At 54.8% G+C, this 16009-nt stretch carries 14 protein-coding genes and 1 tRNA gene; 4 read left to right on the top strand and 11 right to left on the bottom strand.

Annotated features, from left to right (window positions below; all coding sequences use genetic code 11):
- Positions 1–216 precede the first annotated feature (216 nt).
- From PSCS_RS10525 to PSCS_RS10495, 7 genes are all read right to left on the bottom strand, one after another.
- Positions 217–292 (bottom strand) — tRNA-Phe (locus PSCS_RS10525).
- 101 nt (positions 293–393) lie between these two features.
- Entirely contained in the window at positions 394–669 is a 276-nt protein-coding gene (locus tag PSCS_RS10520; protein WP_068812065.1) for an oxidative damage protection protein, read from the bottom strand.
- Positions 670–713: 44 nt separating this feature from the next.
- The gene (gene mutY / locus PSCS_RS10515) at positions 714–1958 is read right to left on the bottom strand and encodes an A/G-specific adenine glycosylase (protein ID WP_082866552.1); all 1245 of its coding nucleotides are present in this window, start codon (positions 1956–1958) and stop codon (positions 714–716) included.
- An 8-nt stretch (positions 1959–1966) separates the two neighbouring features.
- Positions 1967–3952, bottom strand: a complete 1986-nt coding sequence (locus tag PSCS_RS10510; protein ID WP_068812064.1) for an AsmA family protein — start codon at positions 3950–3952, stop codon at positions 1967–1969.
- Between the two features lie 236 nt (positions 3953–4188).
- Positions 4189–4563: a DUF4168 domain-containing protein gene (locus tag PSCS_RS10505; RefSeq protein ID WP_068812063.1), complete on the bottom strand. Its 375-nt coding sequence runs from the start codon at positions 4561–4563 to the stop codon at positions 4189–4191.
- A 157-nt stretch (positions 4564–4720) separates the two neighbouring features.
- On the bottom strand, positions 4721–6181 hold the full coding sequence (locus tag PSCS_RS10500) for a sigma-54-dependent transcriptional regulator (RefSeq protein ID WP_068812062.1): 1461 nt from the start codon (positions 6179–6181) through the stop codon (positions 4721–4723).
- A gap of 4 nt (positions 6182–6185) precedes the next feature.
- Positions 6186–7595 (bottom strand): sensor histidine kinase, encoded by a 1410-nt coding sequence (locus PSCS_RS10495; RefSeq protein ID WP_068812061.1) that lies wholly within the window; start codon positions 7593–7595, stop codon positions 6186–6188.
- A 180-nt stretch (positions 7596–7775) separates the two neighbouring features.
- On the opposite strand from PSCS_RS10495, the gene hisB reads away from it, so the two are divergent.
- From hisB to hisF, 4 genes are read left to right on the top strand one after another with little or no spacing between them, the layout of a single operon-like run.
- Complete coding sequence (gene hisB / locus PSCS_RS10490; RefSeq protein ID WP_068812060.1) at positions 7776–8387, top strand: imidazoleglycerol-phosphate dehydratase HisB; 612 nt, start codon at positions 7776–7778, stop codon at positions 8385–8387.
- 21 nt (positions 8388–8408) lie between these two features.
- On the top strand, positions 8409–9062 hold the full coding sequence (hisH, locus tag PSCS_RS10485) for an imidazole glycerol phosphate synthase subunit HisH (RefSeq protein ID WP_068812059.1): 654 nt from the start codon (positions 8409–8411) through the stop codon (positions 9060–9062).
- A 34-nt stretch (positions 9063–9096) separates the two neighbouring features.
- Positions 9097–9840 carry a 1-(5-phosphoribosyl)-5-[(5-phosphoribosylamino)methylideneamino]imidazole-4-carboxamide isomerase gene (hisA, locus tag PSCS_RS10480; RefSeq protein ID WP_068812058.1) on the top strand — a complete coding sequence of 248 codons (744 nt, stop codon included), beginning with the start codon at positions 9097–9099 and terminating at the stop codon, positions 9838–9840.
- A 16-nt stretch (positions 9841–9856) separates the two neighbouring features.
- The gene (hisF, locus tag PSCS_RS10475; protein ID WP_068812057.1) at positions 9857–10645 is read left to right on the top strand and encodes an imidazole glycerol phosphate synthase subunit HisF; all 789 of its coding nucleotides are present in this window, start codon (positions 9857–9859) and stop codon (positions 10643–10645) included.
- Positions 10646–10690: 45 nt separating this feature from the next.
- On the opposite strand, the gene PSCS_RS10470 is transcribed toward hisF, so the two are convergent.
- The 4 genes from PSCS_RS10470 to gpmI form a co-directional block, all read right to left on the bottom strand.
- Positions 10691–11638 carry a divergent polysaccharide deacetylase family protein gene (locus tag PSCS_RS10470; RefSeq protein WP_068812056.1) on the bottom strand — a complete coding sequence of 316 codons (948 nt, stop codon included), beginning with the start codon at positions 11636–11638 and terminating at the stop codon, positions 10691–10693.
- Positions 11639–11640: 2 nt separating this feature from the next.
- Complete coding sequence (locus PSCS_RS10465; RefSeq protein ID WP_068812055.1) at positions 11641–13074, bottom strand: S41 family peptidase; 1434 nt, start codon at positions 13072–13074, stop codon at positions 11641–11643.
- 92 nt (positions 13075–13166) lie between these two features.
- Positions 13167–14399 carry a murein hydrolase activator EnvC family protein gene (locus tag PSCS_RS10460; RefSeq protein ID WP_068812054.1) on the bottom strand — a complete coding sequence of 411 codons (1233 nt, stop codon included), beginning with the start codon at positions 14397–14399 and terminating at the stop codon, positions 13167–13169.
- Positions 14396–15946 (bottom strand): 2,3-bisphosphoglycerate-independent phosphoglycerate mutase, encoded by a 1551-nt coding sequence (gene gpmI, locus PSCS_RS10455; RefSeq protein WP_068812053.1) that lies wholly within the window; start codon positions 15944–15946, stop codon positions 14396–14398. The genes PSCS_RS10460 and gpmI overlap by 4 nt, the downstream gene beginning before the upstream one ends.
- Positions 15947–16009: the final 63 nt, after the last annotated feature.

Here is a 16009-nt window from a genome sequence, read left to right as displayed (position 1 = left end):
CACAAAAAAGCCCCGCTAGTGCGAGGCTTTTATGTATCTGGTGCCCGGAGGCGGAATAATCCAAACAGCTTAGGGCTGTTTGTCCCCTGCGGGCTTCGCGCTGGCGCGCTCGTTTTACATTGCTGGCGCAATGTTTCGAACCAGGTCGGTGATTCTCATCCGGCCACCGAACTCCAGACACAAAAAAGCCCCGCTAGTGCGAGGCTTTTATGTATCTGGTGCCCGGAGGCGGAATCGAACCACCGACACGAGGATTTTCAATCCTCTGCTCTACCGACTGAGCTATCCGGGCAAATCTGTATTTTGTGGCGTGAAGCCGACAAGGCGCGTATTAAACCTGTTGCTGCGCTTTGAGTCAAGTGCGGGCAGGCAATTGTTGCGCATTTTTTGTGCTTATTCCGAGTCAGGGGCGACGTATCCGCTGGCCTTGTCGTGTGATTCGTTGTTCATGAAGCGGTCCATCTGTTCCTGCAGATACTGGCGGTCATCAGCGGAGGCCATGTTCAGCTGTTTTTCGTTGATCAGCATGACCTGTTGTTTTTGCCATTCCTGCCAGGCTTTCAGCGAGACGTTGTTATAGATTTCCTGTCCTTTGGCGCCGGGATAAGGAGGCATGGGCAGACCGGGCAGGTCTTGTTGGTACTTTTTGCAGAATACGGTGCGGGACATAACATCTCCAGTTGAGCTTGTGTTCAGTATAGCGCATCAGGCCATTACGGTGATGCCGACGCGATTCGTTCCAGCAGTTTTTTGACCGGGGCAGCCAGGCCCAGATTTGAGTCGCCACTATCTGCTGGTCCAGGTGGTTCTGATATCTGCGGCTCTGATCTCTGTATTGTACTGGTTTGGGCCAGGACTTGTGCGACATCAACCCAGCGTAACTCTTCGTTACCGGTCAACTCCGCTACAGTGGCAGGGAGTTGAAGTTTGTCCTTTCCCTGGTACACGGCGGGATAGATACGCAGATGAAAATGGCTGAAAGTATGCTCGACGATATCGTCAATCACCATATCTTTCCATGCATTACTGGTTGGTAAATGCTTACTGACGTCTGTTTTGCTGGCGGGCTTGTCGTTTGCGTCAGCCAGTGGGATTTCCGGGAAGCTCCACAGGCCGCCCCAAATACCGCTGGCCGGACGCCGGTACATAAGCACCTGATCGCGGGTCTGGAAAATCAGCATGCAGGTCTGACGTCGGGGCAGCGCTTTTTTGGGTTTGCTGACGGGCAGCTTGTCAGCAATACCCAGGTGCAACCCCTGGCAAATGTCGTTGAGCGGGCATCTGGCGCAGTCCGGTTTGCCGCGCCGGCAGACAGTCGCTCCCAGATCCATCATAGCCTGGTTGTAAGCAGCGACGCGTTTGTTCGGCGTGGCTTGTTCAGCGATCTGCCAGAGCTTTTTCAGCGTGCTCGTCTTGCCTGGCCAGGCATCAATCGCATGAACCCGGCAGAGCACACGCTTTACGTTACCATCAAGGATGACGCCATACTTGCCTGAGCCCAAAGACAGGATGGCACCTGCAGTGGAGCGACCAATGCCGGGCAGTGCTTCCAGTCCTTCCAGCGTGTCCGGAAAGTGGCCTTGAAACGACCCAGCAACCGTTTGCGCGCAGCGGTGCAGGTTTCTGGCGCGGGCATAGTAGCCGAGCCCGGTCCAAAGGTGCAGGACTTCATCAATACCGGCAGCTGCCAGTGTCTGTACATCGGGGAAGCGGGCCATAAACCGGTTGTAGTAATCGATAACGGTGGCGACCTGAGTCTGCTGTAGCATGATTTCAGACACCCAGACACGGTAAGGCGTGCGATCGTGCTGCCAGGGCAGGTCGTGGCGACCGTGCCGATCGAACCAGCGCAGTACAGCATCAGCATTCACCAGCGATGCTCCGGCAGTTGTCAGGGTGTCTGCCGGCGCGGGGGCCGATTCGCCGGCCTGGGTTAACGGGGTTTGATAATGCTTCATCCCCAGGGCTAGTCTTGCTGAAAGAAGTCCTGAATGCGGTTACGCAGACGGTCTACCTGTTCCGTAACGGCTTCAGTGGCGCGTTCTTCGATGGCGTTTCGTGCCATATCGGCAAACACATCACGTACCTCCTGCAAATCCGGGCGACAGTACTGCAAGGCAGCATCAGTAAACTCGGCTTCGCAGCGAACCGGCCAGGCAATATTCTGGTATTTTTCCTGAACCGGAATGCTTTGCGTGGCAGGTTCACCCAGCATGGTCACGTTCATGCGGTAATCAAACGCACCTTCTGTCAGGTTAAGTCCGCCGCTGCCATTGATGTCCAGGTTATCCAGGCGAAGGCTGACCTCCTGGTTGGCGGCCAGGCCATCGTTGAACATCAGCAACAGTTCAGCATCAGTAAAGCGCACTACATCTGGCCACTGGGCGGCAATGTTGCCTTCCGGGTTAAGTACTGAAATAGCCGTGAACACTTCTTTGATCATGGTGATGTCCACGGAACTGTCCTCGACCTGCAGTTGCGTGGCGCCATCGATAGAATTGATCAGGTCCGTGGTCGTAGCACCGGCCAGGGTGTGATTGCCGGTCAGGTTGAAGCGGCCGGTGAAAAAGCTGAGTTGAGGAAAGTCACGTGCCATGGTCGTCGCACTGACGTCGCTCATCTCGGTGTTCAGTTCGATTTGAGGCGGTTGCTGATTGGCATTGATCTGACCCTGGAGAGCAATGCTGCCATCGTAGAAGCCGACTTCCTGAGTCTCCAGTTGCATGAGACCATCACGGCCAAGCAGGGTGAACTGCAGCGGGGAGAGGGTGAAGCCTGCTGCTGTCAGGCTGTCAAACTGGTGCTCACCGCGGAAATTGATATCAGTGATGAGGTCAAAGGGCAGTTCAGCTTCTTCTGCCGGAACCGGCGGGGCATCGTCAGTTTCTGAGCTGCTGGCCAGCCAGTCGTCCAGACTCAGGTTGCCGCCCTGCAGGCTGTACCCGATCATCATCGGGCGGTCACCGGTCGCAAACAGAACATCGGCGCGTCCGCCTACAGGGGCGCCATTCACGAGCAGGTTGGCCGATGTTACGGTGGCACCGCCATTGTCCCCCTCAGCGCGGAAGTCCTGAATCGAGATCTGTTGGGCGTCGGGAGCTGGCATGGCATCCTGGTCCATGGCAACAAAGTTCTCCAGCAAATAACTCATGTTAAAAGTATTGCTGGCCAGTTGCGTTCGCCAGCGCAGATTATCACCATTCAGCCCGGTCAGATGGAGTTCGCCTGTGAGGCGCAATGGGCTGAGGGCTAGCGTCATATCCTCGATTGACAGCGTACCCGCTGCCAGATCCAGTTGGGTGTTCATATCGAGCTCAACCGCGATTTCGCGACTGGTATCTTCGTTGATCATCCGAACAGTGGCATTGAGTGGGAATGCCTGTCCTGTGAAGTTGCTGTTGCGGCTTTGCAGGTCAATGTTGCGCAAGCTGAAATTCTGGCTGGTTGCGGCATTGCGGTAATCAATGCTGGCATTGCTGATGCCGAAGCGGTTGATGTTCAGGTCGACAGAAGTGTCGCCGCTATCTTCCGAGGCAGGTTCTGGCTGAGTTTCTGCTGGTGTCGGCATTGGCCAGTTGCTGTTGCCCTGGTTGTCAATGAACCAGTTAACATGAAGGTCTGCGGCGCTGAACTCTTCGATATTTAGCTGGCCGCTGAACAAACCAGCCGGGTTGATGTTCAGCGCGACTGACGAAAATGAAGCCAGTTCCTGGCGACTTTCTGGGGCCGACAGACGGACATCGTTCAGTTCCAGCCCGAAAGTGGGGCGAAAGGTCCAGCTCATCTCGCCAGCCAGCTCCGCCTGGAGGCCGGTCTGCGTCAGTACCACTGTCTGGATGGCACTGCGGTAACGGTTTGGATCAATGACGGCCAGTAGTACATAGACTGCAACGGCCAGGGCAACAACCAGGCCGGCGATGGAAAAAATGATAAATTTCAATAATCTGCTCATGATTATATTACCAGTCGTGCGGGCGGAAAGATTGGAAACCTGAGTTCGGATTGTCTCACGAATGCGTGTGAATGCGAAACGTTACCGGGGCTTGATAACGCTGGTGACGTAGGCTTTGTCTGACCGCTCCGGAGCTGGAGTAGAGCGATGTTTCTGGTGGGGGCGTGGGTTGTTCTTGAAGCGGGTAAGAAGCGGTAAGTGGGCCCGGGAAGCAGGGCCCACCTGAAAAATCCGGATCAGGAGTTTTCTTCAATGGCAGCTTGTAGCTCCTGCTGCAGCTCCTGGTCTGTCGAGGCCATCTGGATAATCTGGTTGTATTGCTGGATGGTTAACTCATTATCAACAACGGCTTCCTGCATTTCGGTCTGTGCTTCCTGTTGCATGGAATTGGCAACTGCCTGGTCTGATACAGACTCCAGTTGCTCGGAATAGTCCATCTGGATTTCCATGATATCAACATAGGCATCGATGAACTTATCCTTGATTTCCGGCGTTATTTCCATCTGAGGAGCCTGGGCTGGCGCTGGTGCTGCAGGCTGCTGCTGGGCGCTAACAGGCCCGGCCAGAAGAGCGGCGGTGACGACTGCGGACAGAGTGAGTAACTTTTTCATGACGTTCTCCTTGTTAAATGATCACAACCTGAACGTTACAAACATTGTGCCAATATGATTGAGGTTTGTAGGTGCTTGTTTTGTGGTGATTAATGTTATTTGCTGCGATTGTTTTCTGTGTGTCACCCTGGCACATGTGTTTGTTGTGCTGTGTCAGTCAGGCATCGCTGCTTTCTGATTCAATGCCCAGTTTGCGATAAAGCGTGCGCCGTCCGATGCCTAAAGCGGCTGCAGTTTGGCGTTTGTTGCCTGCAAACCTGTCCAGCGTATAGCGAATATAGGCAAGCTCGAGGTCCTGAAGTGCCTGCCACTCTTCAGGGTTCTCGGTATCCTGGAGTTGCCACTGCAGAAAGTCAGGTAACTGAGAGATCAAGGAATGGTCAGTGCTGTCAGGTGAAGCATCGGCCGGTTTGTGCAAAGACTCTGGCAAATCATGGATAGTGATGTCGTTGCTTTGACTGAATGTCACAGCCCGCTCAATGGCGCTGGCGAGTTCGCGCACATTGCCAGGAAAATGGTAACGGCGCAGCGCTGCCAGCGCTGACTCCGCAACCCCTTGAATATTGCGACCCTGTTGCAGGTTAGTGCGCTGAATGAAGTGCGAAATGAGCATATCCAGGTCATCACCACGGTCGCGCAGGGTAGGGGCTGTGATAGCAAACGTCTGCAAGCGAAAATACAGATCTTCGCGAAATGTGCCTTCTTTTACCGCATTCTCCAGGTCTCGGTTGGTGGCGGCCAGGATTCTGACGTTCAGCTGTTTTTCCTGGTCAGACCCAACCGGTCTGATTCTTCCGTCCTGAAGGATTCGCAGCAGCTTGGCTTGCATCTCCAGAGGCATTTCACCAATTTCATCCAAAAGCAGGCTGCCCCCATCGGCCTCTGCAAAAAGACCCGGTCGGGCTTTGCCGGCGCCGGTAAAAGCGCTGGCAGTGTGTCCGAATAATTCGCTTTCCAGTAATTCTGGTGGGATACCGGCACAGTTGATGGCGACAAAAGGCGACTGTCGGCGGTCCCCTTCCTTATGAATGGCTCTGGCAATGAGTTCCTTGCCTGTACCGCTTTCGCCAGAAATAAGCACTGGTCCTTCTGCCCGGGCCACCGCGCTGATGGTATTGAACAGGCGCTGCATGGGCTGGCTGCTGCCCAGCATGCCGTGGAAAATATGATGATCCTCGATAATGGCTTTGTAGCGGGCCAGCTCTTCCTGTAATCGGCGATGCTGGATGACTCGTTCTGCACTGATGCGCAGGTGATCCAGTTTGATGGGCTTGGTCAGAAAATCATCAGCGCCCTGTTTGAGTGTGTCCACGGCCTGTTCGATGGTGCCAAACGCTGTGATCATAATGAACCCGGGAGACGGAAGCCCGCTCCCGGTATTAGCCTGCTGTATATGTTTCAGAAGTGTCAGGCCATCATTGCCGGGCAGCCGAAGGTCACTGACCACCAGTTGCACCGTATGGTCTTTAAGTATGTTGGCGGCGATGCTGGCATCACCGGCCTGGCTGACCTGGTAGCCAGCATCTGTAAACTCTTCTGCTAACAACTCTCGAAGCGGAATGTCGTCCTCAACGATGAGAACGTGATCCGGGCTGCTGTTTTTCTGGTCTTGGCTCATAATGTCAGGAATCGGGTAAGAAAATAGTAAAACGTGCGCCGCCCCACTTTGATTCCGTTACGTCGATGGAACCCCCGTGATCTTTGATTGCAGCATTGGCCACGGCCAGTCCTAGCCCGGTGCCCTGGCCGATGGGTTTAGTGGTGAAAAAAGGGTCAAACAGGTGTTCAGCCTCACTCTCCGCGACGCCGTCCCCATCATCCTCAATAACAATTTCAGTCCCGGTTCGGTCAAATATGCGAGCCGAACGCCAACTGATGCCGATTTTGCCATGGCTGGCCTGCAGGGCGTTTCTCAACAGGTTGCACATGGCTTGATCGAAACGCAGTGAGTCAACCAGAATGCGGTGTTTTTTGCCTTCGAAATAGACCTGTGGCGGCTGTTCCTGCCAGTGGCTGGATTCTGATAAAGTATGTTCATAGGCCTGTCTTAGCAGCGATTCGGTATCAAGGCTGACGCACTGCAGCGGATTGTCCCTGCCGTAATCAAGCAACTGGCGAATGATGGTCTCCATACGAGCTGCCTGCTGGCGTATCTGAATCAGGTTGTGACTGGTTTTCGAGTCTGCGCTGGTATGACGAAGAGTCTGCTGTGCTTTGCCATCGAGTGCGGCCAGCGGACTTCCGAGTTCGTGCGCAACACCCGCAGCCAGCCTGCCGATAGTCGCCAGTTTCTCAGAGTTTTCGACCCGGTTGAGCATGTTATTAACGCCATCAGCGATGGTTCGTATCTCTGATGGCCCGGCAACGTGCAGGCGCCGTTGCGGCTCTTTGCCGCGAATCTGCCCCATGCCTTCTAACATCCGTCGTAACGGCCGCCCCAGGGCAAAGTGGTGGCCGGCAATAACGATAAATGCCAGTACCAGGCAAAGTGCACCCAGAGAAATCCAGGCGATAGTGCGTACCTCGGCAATATAATCCTCGAAGTCACTGCCACGACGCGTCAGTTGCAGCAGGCCGGTAATGCGGCCACCGGTGTCGGTCAGCGGGACAAAATAAGAAAAAATTTCCTCGTTGCCAGCCTGGGAGAACTCGCCGCGCTGGTTGCCCGAGGCTGCCAGTGTTGCGGCCTGATCAGTTTCGACACGTGCTGCACGACGACCACTGCGAGCGATTTCTTCGCCATTTTCATCATAGACGTAGGCGCCGTAAACAACGTCAATGGTAAATGCTGAGTTCAGCGCCTGGTTGATGGACTCAACCCTGTCCTGCTCCATGGCGTAGCTCAACGGCAGGCGAATGGCATCGGCAATTAGCTGGATATCCTGCTGCATGCGGGCGTTGACCTGCTGTTCAAGCAGACGCAGAGACCAGGAGCCAACGGTGGCGACTACCAGGATGACTGGCACGAGAACGCCCACCAGCAGAGCCAGGCGTATGGTGTAAAACTTGTTTGTGGTATTAAACGTCAGCATTGGGTTCGCGGTAAGACTTTGGGTAGACCTTAACAGCAACCATCTGCGAGAGAAAATATTTACAGGCAGGTTGGCGATGCATTTCTTCAGTACGAGTTGTACCCATTCACCAGATAGGCTGGCCGCGACAGCGTGCAGAGGCGTATAATAGTAGTAATTCTGACGACTCGGGAAAGGTTGATGGCAACAGCAACAGATTCGCAACAAAGCCGACAAGCATCGGTAGAACGTAATACACAGGAAACCCAGATCAAGGTTTCCGTTAATCTTGATGGCAGTGGCCAGCTGCAATGCAGCACCGGTCTGCCTTTTCTGGATCACATGATTGATCAGATCGCCCGTCATGGTCTGATTGATCTGGAAATTGATGCCAAAGGTGATCTGGAGATTGATGCGCATCATACGGTGGAAGATCTGGGTATTACGCTTGGGCAAGCTTTCAACAAGGCACTGGACCGCAAGGGCATTCGTCGCTACGGGCACGCTTATGTGCCATTGGATGAAGCATTGTCCCGCGTGGTTATCGACTTTTCCGGTCGCCCCGGCCTGGAATTCCATGTGCCGTTTACCCGCGCCTCGGTGGGTGGCTTCGACGTTGACCTGTTTCATGAGTTTTTTCAGGGGTTCGTCAATCACGCGTTGGTGACACTGCATGTGGATAACCTGCGTGGCAAAAATTCACACCACCAGATAGAAACTGTCTTCAAGGCCTTTGGTCGCGCACTGCGTATGGCCATGGAAATTGATCCACGCAGCGCCGGTGTGGTGCCCTCGACGAAAGGCTGCCTCTGACAAGAGGTTGAATTGTTAGACATGAACAATGTTGCAGTAATTGACTATGGCATGGGCAACTTGCATTCGGTTGCCAAAGCGGTAGAAAGTCTCAGCGCCGATGTCCGGGTATCCGTCACCAGTGATGCCGAACAGATCCTGAATGCCGACCGCATTATTTTTCCCGGTGTCGGCGCCATTCGTGACTGTATGGCGGAAATCCGCCGTCTGGGAGTCGATGAGATTGTCACTAAGGCGGTCGCAGAAAAGCGCCCGGTGCTGGCTATATGTGTTGGCATGCAGGCGCTGATGGAGCGTAGCGAAGAAAATGGTAATGTCGATTGCCTGAATATGCTGCCGGGACAGGTGTTACGCTTTGGCGGTGGCAAGGCTTTGCTGGATGCCAATGGTCAGCGCCTGAAAGTGCCTCACATGGGCTGGAACCAGGTGACTCAGACACAGCCGCACCCGTTGTGGCACAAGGTTGAAGATAATACCCGTTTCTACTTTGTGCATAGTTACTATGTGCAGGCAGGCGAGCCGAACCAGGTCGCTGGCACTTCTGAATACGGTGAAGTATTCACGGCCGCGCTGAGCCAGGATTCACTTTTTGCCGTCCAGTTTCACCCGGAAAAGAGCCAGCATGCGGGATTGCAGCTGCTGGATAATTTCTTGCACTGGGATGGCACCCGGTAACTGATAAAAAATTTGTGACTGACAGGATTTCAACATGCTGGTAATCCCCGCTATCGATCTGAAAGATGGCCAATGTGTTCGGCTGAAACAGGGTCGGATGGAAGATTCAACTGTGTTCTCTGATGCACCTGAAGAGATGGCAGCACAGTGGAAAGAGAAAGGCGCTCGTCGCCTGCACCTGGTCGACCTTAATGGTGCCTTCGTCGGCGAGCCGGTCAATGGCGCCATTGTCGAAGCCATCGCTAAAGCCCATCCTGATTTACCCCTCCAGATTGGGGGAGGTATCCGTGATCTGGCGACCATCGAAGCGTATCTCAAAGCAGGTGTACGTTATGTGATTATCGGCACCCAGGCAGTCAAAAATCCGGCCTTCGTTGCTGAGGCCTGTAAAGCATTTCCGGGTCATGTGATCGTGGGTCTGGATGCTAAAGATGGCTGGGTTGCCACCGACGGCTGGGCAAAAGTTTCTACAGTGAATGTTGTCGATCTGGCAGAGCAGTTTGCTGATGATGGTGTCGACTCGATTATTTATACCGATATCGCCCGCGATGGCATGATGCAGGGTGTCAACATTGAGGCCACCGTCAGGCTCGCAGAAGCGTCAAGTATCCCGGTTATTGCATCAGGTGGTGTCAGTCGTATGGAAGACATTATTCAGCTGTGCAAAGTAGCCGATACGGAAACTGGCGCCGGCATCATGGGGGCGATTACCGGTCGTGCTATCTATGAAGGTGCGCTGGATCTGGGTGAAGCCCAGGCATACTGCGACAAATCCTGATCGAGGAAATGATTCAATGGCATTAGCAAAACGCATCATCCCCTGTCTGGATTGTGATAAAGGCCGTGTGGTTAAAGGCGTGAAGTTTGAGGACATTCGCGACGCGGGTGATCCGGTAGAAATTTCCCGGCGCTACAGTGAAGCGGGTGCCGACGAAATTACCTTTCTGGATATCACTGCTTCCAGTGAAGAGCGTGAAACAACGGTTCACACCGTTGAAGCCATTGCTGGTCAGGTCTTCATTCCGCTGACCGTTGGCGGTGGTATTCGTACCTTGTCCGACATCCGGACCATGCTTAATGCTGGCGCTGATAAAGTAGCCATTAACACCGCTGCGGTGACGAACCCGGAGTTTGTTCGCGAGGCGGCAGAACGTTTTGGTTCGCAGTGTATCGTTGTCGCAGTGGATGCCAAAAAAGTCAGTCAGCCTGGCGAAGATAATCGCTGGGAGATTTTTACCCATGGTGGTCGCCGTCCAACCGGTCTGGATGCCATCGACTGGGTGCGCCGTATGGTGGACTACGGGGCTGGCGAAATTCTGCTGACCAGTATGGATCGTGACGGTACTAAAATCGGTTTCGATCTGGAGCTTAACAAAGCTGTCAGCGAGGCGGTTGATGTGCCGGTTATTGCATCTGGTGGTGTGGGTAACCTGCAACACCTTGCAGATGGAGTCGTAAAAGGGGGCGCTGACGCGGTACTGGCAGCCAGTATTTTCCATTTTGGCGAATACAGTATCCCCGAAGCCAAGCAGTTTATGGCTGACCAGGGTATTGAGATGCGCTTGCTGGCATCTGCTGAGTGATCTGGTCGCTGATTCCTTTGACTCCTGTTTTTTGACCCGCCCTTATTACTGTCGGCTCAGTAATTCCGACGCAAAGCGAAGCTCGACGCCCGCTTTTTTCAAGGCGGGTAGAGCTTTCTCCAGATAATCCAGTGTTTCCTCATAAGGGTGGCCGATAGCCACTGCCATTCCCTCGTGTTGGGCTATGGCCACAGCCTGCTGGAACTGCCTGTCAATTGCGCTGGCATCGCGAACATTGTCCAAAAACACATGGCGCTTTAATGTGGGAATTGAAAAGCGCCTGGCGGTATCAAATGCCACGCTTTTTGCCGTAGTCATGCTATCGATGAAATACAATGGGTGACTGCTGATTTCATGCATGACCCACGTCATCGGTTCGGCAAGTTCAGTCAATTCGCTGCCGGTGTGGTTATTGATGCCTTTTATGTAAGGCACATCGGCCAGCGCCAGGCGCAGGCGGCGAGTCATTTCTTTTTGATCCAGGTCAGCAGTCAGCCCGTCCGGTCCCAGGTTCATGCCGGACTGGTTGCTCATGGGCATGTGCAGCATTATCTCCTGCCCGGTGCTGTAGCCAGCCTCAGCGATGCGGCTGCCGTGTGGTGTGTAGGGCATTACCGCCAGGGTGACTTTGCCGGGTAAGGCGGCGGCCCGCATCCCTGCCGCGAGATTGTTGCCAATATCATCAATGATCAGAATTAAAGAAGGGCCTGCGTTATCAGCCACGGTTTCGCTGATTGCGTCGGTACTGACCGGTGGAGCAGAGGCAGTTGCCTGCTCGACCGGCTCCGGGGCTGCTGGTGTGCTGCTGGATTGTGGTGTTGGTGAAGCCTGCTGTGGGGCAGTCGCGACATCGTTGACCTCTTCAGAAGCGGTTTGCCCCAGAACAATAATCAGCAGAGTCAGCAGACTGATGGCAAGCCAGGCGTGGCGGTAATGGTGGAAGTGACCGCCGAGGCTTTGCCATCGTTCATGCAATGAGTTTGACCGGGGCACGGTTACTGCGCCTGTCGGCGGCGACCCCGATCCATGATGCTCCACCCTTTCAGCAGTGTCAGTGCTTCATTAAGTTGGTAATCACTCACTACTACCTGCTCGGATGAGGTAATGGGGCGGGGCGAGGGTGCTGGCATATCCTCAGGGCTCTCAATCTGGCTGTCTTCCAGTTCATCGGTGCCTGGCAGGTGGCCTTCCAGGTCACGCTCAGTGTAAACGCCACGGCGGTTGGTTTGCCGGGTGACAAGACCTTCGTCAACCTCGATGTCAGGTGCGATACCCTGGGCCTGGATCGAGCGGCCATCCGGGGTAAAATAGCGTGAAGTGGTCAGCTTGATGGCCCGGTCATTGTTAAGCGGCATGACAGTTTGCACAGAGCCTTTACCGAAACTTTGTGTGCCCATGATTACGGCACGCCCTTGATCCTGAAGTGCACCCGAGACAATCTCTGCAGCCGACGCTGTACCTGCATTGATCAGAACGACCAGTGGGACACCCCTGCTGGGATCGTCCTCTGTGGCATAAAATGATTCATCGGTTTCTTCAAAGCGGCCTTCTGTATAGACAACCCGACCTTCGGTCAGGAAAGCGTCTGCCGTTTCCACTGATGCAATCAGAACGCCGCCAGGATTATTACGTAAGTCGAGTACCAGTCCTTCAAGACCGTCCGGGTTCTGTTCAGCCAGTTCGTTCAGTGCATCGACAACTTCACCGCCGGTATTTACCCTGAATTGGGAGATTCGCATATAGGCAAAGCCTGGCTCCAGCATGCGGTGACGTACGCTTACTGAAGAGATGGCTTCGCGGGTCAGTGTCAGGTCGATAGGCTCGGCGACGCTTTCACGAGCCAGAGTCAGGTCCACCGAACTGCCAATTTCGCCGCGCAGCATTTCGATAGCGTCATTAATCATCATGTCGCGTACGGGGCGGCCATTGATCTCAATGATCAAGTCGCCGGGCATGACACCGGCCCGGCTGGCCGGGGAGTCGTCCAGGGGCGTGATGATTTTAATGTATCCGTCTTCTTCGCCGATCTCGATGCCAAGCCCGCCAAACTCGCCTTCGGTACTTTCCTGCAGGTTGTCGTAATCATCAACTGACAGATAGGCGGAGTGGGGGTCAAGCCCGGCCAGCATGCCACGCACAGCGTAGTCGATCAGAGTGCGGTCATCGATTTCGTTAACATAGGCGTTACGAATCGCTTCCAGTGCTTCAGCGAACAGGCGGACCTCTTCAATGGGGAGAGGGTCACGAGTGTCCAGAGCAACGGTGCCTTCCTGGGCAACACCGGCTTCCGGCGGCAGTCCTTCAGCAAGGGGTTGGGCCGACACCGGTGCTGCCAGCAACGAGGCGAGCAGGAAAGTGGCGCTGGCCAGCAGTTTATCTGCTGATGCCGGGATTATCTGGCGAAACCGGAAGGGTTGCTCGGCGTTCATGTTCACTCCTGTATCACTGCGTACCAGGCAGCTGTTGTTTGTAGCTCTAACACTAACTAGAAGGCTGTTGCGTTAACAGGCCCTGAGAGAGTCTAGCGCATTGCTTGCAGCCAGGCGAGTGGATCCAGTGGCTGGCGTTGCTGGCGGATTTCAAAATACAGCCCGGGTTGGCCGTTGCCCGCATCGTTGCCCGAAAGCCCGATGACTTCCCCCCGGTTGACCCACTCCCCGCTTTGTTTGCTCAGACTTTGCTGATGGGAGTAGACCGAAATATAGCCTTGGCCATGATCGATCACAATCAAGTGACCGGAACCTCGTAACCAGTCAGCGAAAACAATGCGACCAGGGTGCACGGCTCGCACCGCGCTGCCGGCAGTGGCAGAGACAATAAGGCCCTGGCGTTGCATCTGACCACCAGCGAAGGTATCACCAAACCTTGCAGTTATGTTGCCATTAACCGGCCAGGGCATTTGCCCTTTCTGGCCGGCAAAAGGCATCAGTTCTTCGGGCGAGGGAATATCTTCGATAATGCGGTTAATTTCCTCAACCAGCGCTTCCAGCTCGGCGCGGTCGTCTTGCAGTGCGCTCAGTTCATCATCCCGTGCCAGCATTTGCTCGGTCAGCTCGGCAATAATTTCCAGGCGCTGCGTTTGCCGTGCTGACAGGTCGCCCAGTTGTTCTGCGAGCCGTTGGTTGGCCGCATCCAGTGCTGAGCGGTTTTGTGCCAGCTGACTGGCAGTGCTTTCCAGTTGCTGAATCGTTGCCTGCCAGGCTGCAATCTGCTCAAGCTGCTGACTGTGAAACGTGCGGAAATAGTGGGTCATGCGGCTGGCGCGGGTCGGATCCTGCTGATTAAGCAGCACTTTGATCATGCTGTCGTGACCACTTTGGTAAACCGCTTTCAGTGCCAGCGCAATTTGTTGGCGCTGCGATTCGCTTTGCCGCATCAGGCTGGCTTGTTGCTGGTTCAGGCTCTGTTGTTGTTGCTCAAGTGAGGCAATTTGCTGCTGGTTATCGGCAATCTGTTGATTCAACTGGTCAATGTCGGCTTTAGTCTCAGCCAGCGAAGCTTCTTCCGAGGTGCGTTGCTGGCGGATACCAGACAGCCATTGCTCAATTTCGGCTATGGCAGCATTGATCTCGGCGAGTTGCTGCTGGGGTGCCGGGTCTTCGGCTGCGAATACAGAGCTGCCGGGTGTCAAAGCCAGCGGTTGCAAGGCGAGCACAAGCGTGCCGAGCCCAATCAGTAATTCCCGGATAATGGCGCGCCAGACTGGTTGCTGCACCGTACTGGCGCGGACAGCCTGGCGTCGCGGCGGGATCATTTGGACATCAATACCTGGCCAGACATTTCTTCAGGTACGCTAAGGCCCATCAGTGTCAGCAGGGTTGGTGCAATATCAGACAGTGCACCCTCTTTGTCGAAGCGCCAGTCTTCATTACCAACGTATACCAGTGGTACCGGCCCATTGGTGTGTGAGGTCAGTGCCTGGCCTGATTTGGGGTCTGTCATCTGTTCGACGTTACCGTGGTCGGCAGTGATCAGCATTTTGCCGTCTGTTTCCAGGATTGCCTCTTTCAGACGACCCAGGCAGATGTCCAGGTATTCAACGGCTTTCACGGCGGCGTCAAAGCTGCCGGTATGGCCGACCATGTCGCCGTTGGCATAGTTGCAGACGATAGTGTCGTATTTGCCAGATTTGATCGCTTCAACCAGCTTGTCAGTCACTTCCGGGGCGCTCATTTCCGGTTGCAGGTCATAGGTGGCGACATCGGGAGAAGGTACCAGTATGCGCTCTTCACCCTCGTAAGGGGCTTCGCGTCCGCCGCTGAAGAAAAAGGTGACATGAGCATATTTCTCAGTTTCGGCAATCCTCAGCTGGGTCCGGTTCTGGCTGGCCAGGTATTCGCCCAGGCTGTTAACCAGCTTTTGCGGCGGATAGGCGCAGGCGGCAAACTTGCTCAGGTCGGCTGAGTACTCGGTCAGCATGACAAAGTCTTGCAGTTTGGGGGCTGACTGGCGGGCAAAGCCGTCAAACGCGGGGTCAACAAATGCCTGGGCCAGTTGCCTGGCGCGGTCAGCGCGGAAATTCATAAATACAACGACATCGTCGTCCTGCATGGCGGCATCTGAGTCGCCGTCCGCGCGGATGCTGGTGGCTTTGACAAATTCATCGTCTTCATCACGCTGGTAGGCAGACTGAAGGCCGTCATTAACTGATGTCGCAGTGAATCCGGCCTGCCCCTGGGTAATCAGGTCGTAGGCGGTCTGCAGACGATCCCAGCGCTTGTCGCGGTCCATGGCGAAATATCGACCCACAATGGAGGCAATTCGGCCCAGACCCAGTTCACGTAGCTGTTTGTCGGCTCTCTCCAAAGAAGGGGCCGCGCTGCGAGGTGGTGTGTCGCGACCATCCAGGAAAGCATGCAGATAGACGGTCTTTACACCTCGTTGCTGAGCCAGTTGGATCATGGCAGCGATGTGGTCTTCATGGCTATGGATGCCGCCAGGTGATAGCAGGCCCATGATATGCAGAGCGCTGCCTGTTCCGGCTGCCTTATCGGCGGCAGCGGTCAGGGCAGCGTTTTCAAAAAAGTCACCGTCGGCAATCTGCTTGTCGATCAGGGTCAGGCTCTGGTAAACCACACGGCCGGCACCCAGGTTCATGTGGCCAACTTCCGAATTACCCATCTGCCCGTCTGGCAGGCCTACATGTTGGCCGGATGTCTGGATGAGTGTATGCGGGCAGTTCTGCCACATCTCATCCCACACTGGTGTATTGGCTGCGCTGATGGCGTTGGAGTCGGTATCTTCGCGATAGCCCCAGCCATCCAGAATGAGTAGCATGGTGGTTTTCTTGGTGTTGGTCATGGTTAGTGCTGCGTCCTTGGCCAAAGAGTGGTTAAAGGTCGATTGGAATTGCGCGTATTATCG

Source organism: Pseudohongiella nitratireducens, assembly GCF_001642735.1.
GTDB lineage: Bacteria > Pseudomonadota > Gammaproteobacteria > Pseudomonadales > Pseudohongiellaceae > Pseudohongiella > Pseudohongiella nitratireducens.
The sequence above is the reverse complement of the archived record's forward strand: the minus strand, read 5'-3'. Positions and strand labels throughout refer to the sequence as shown.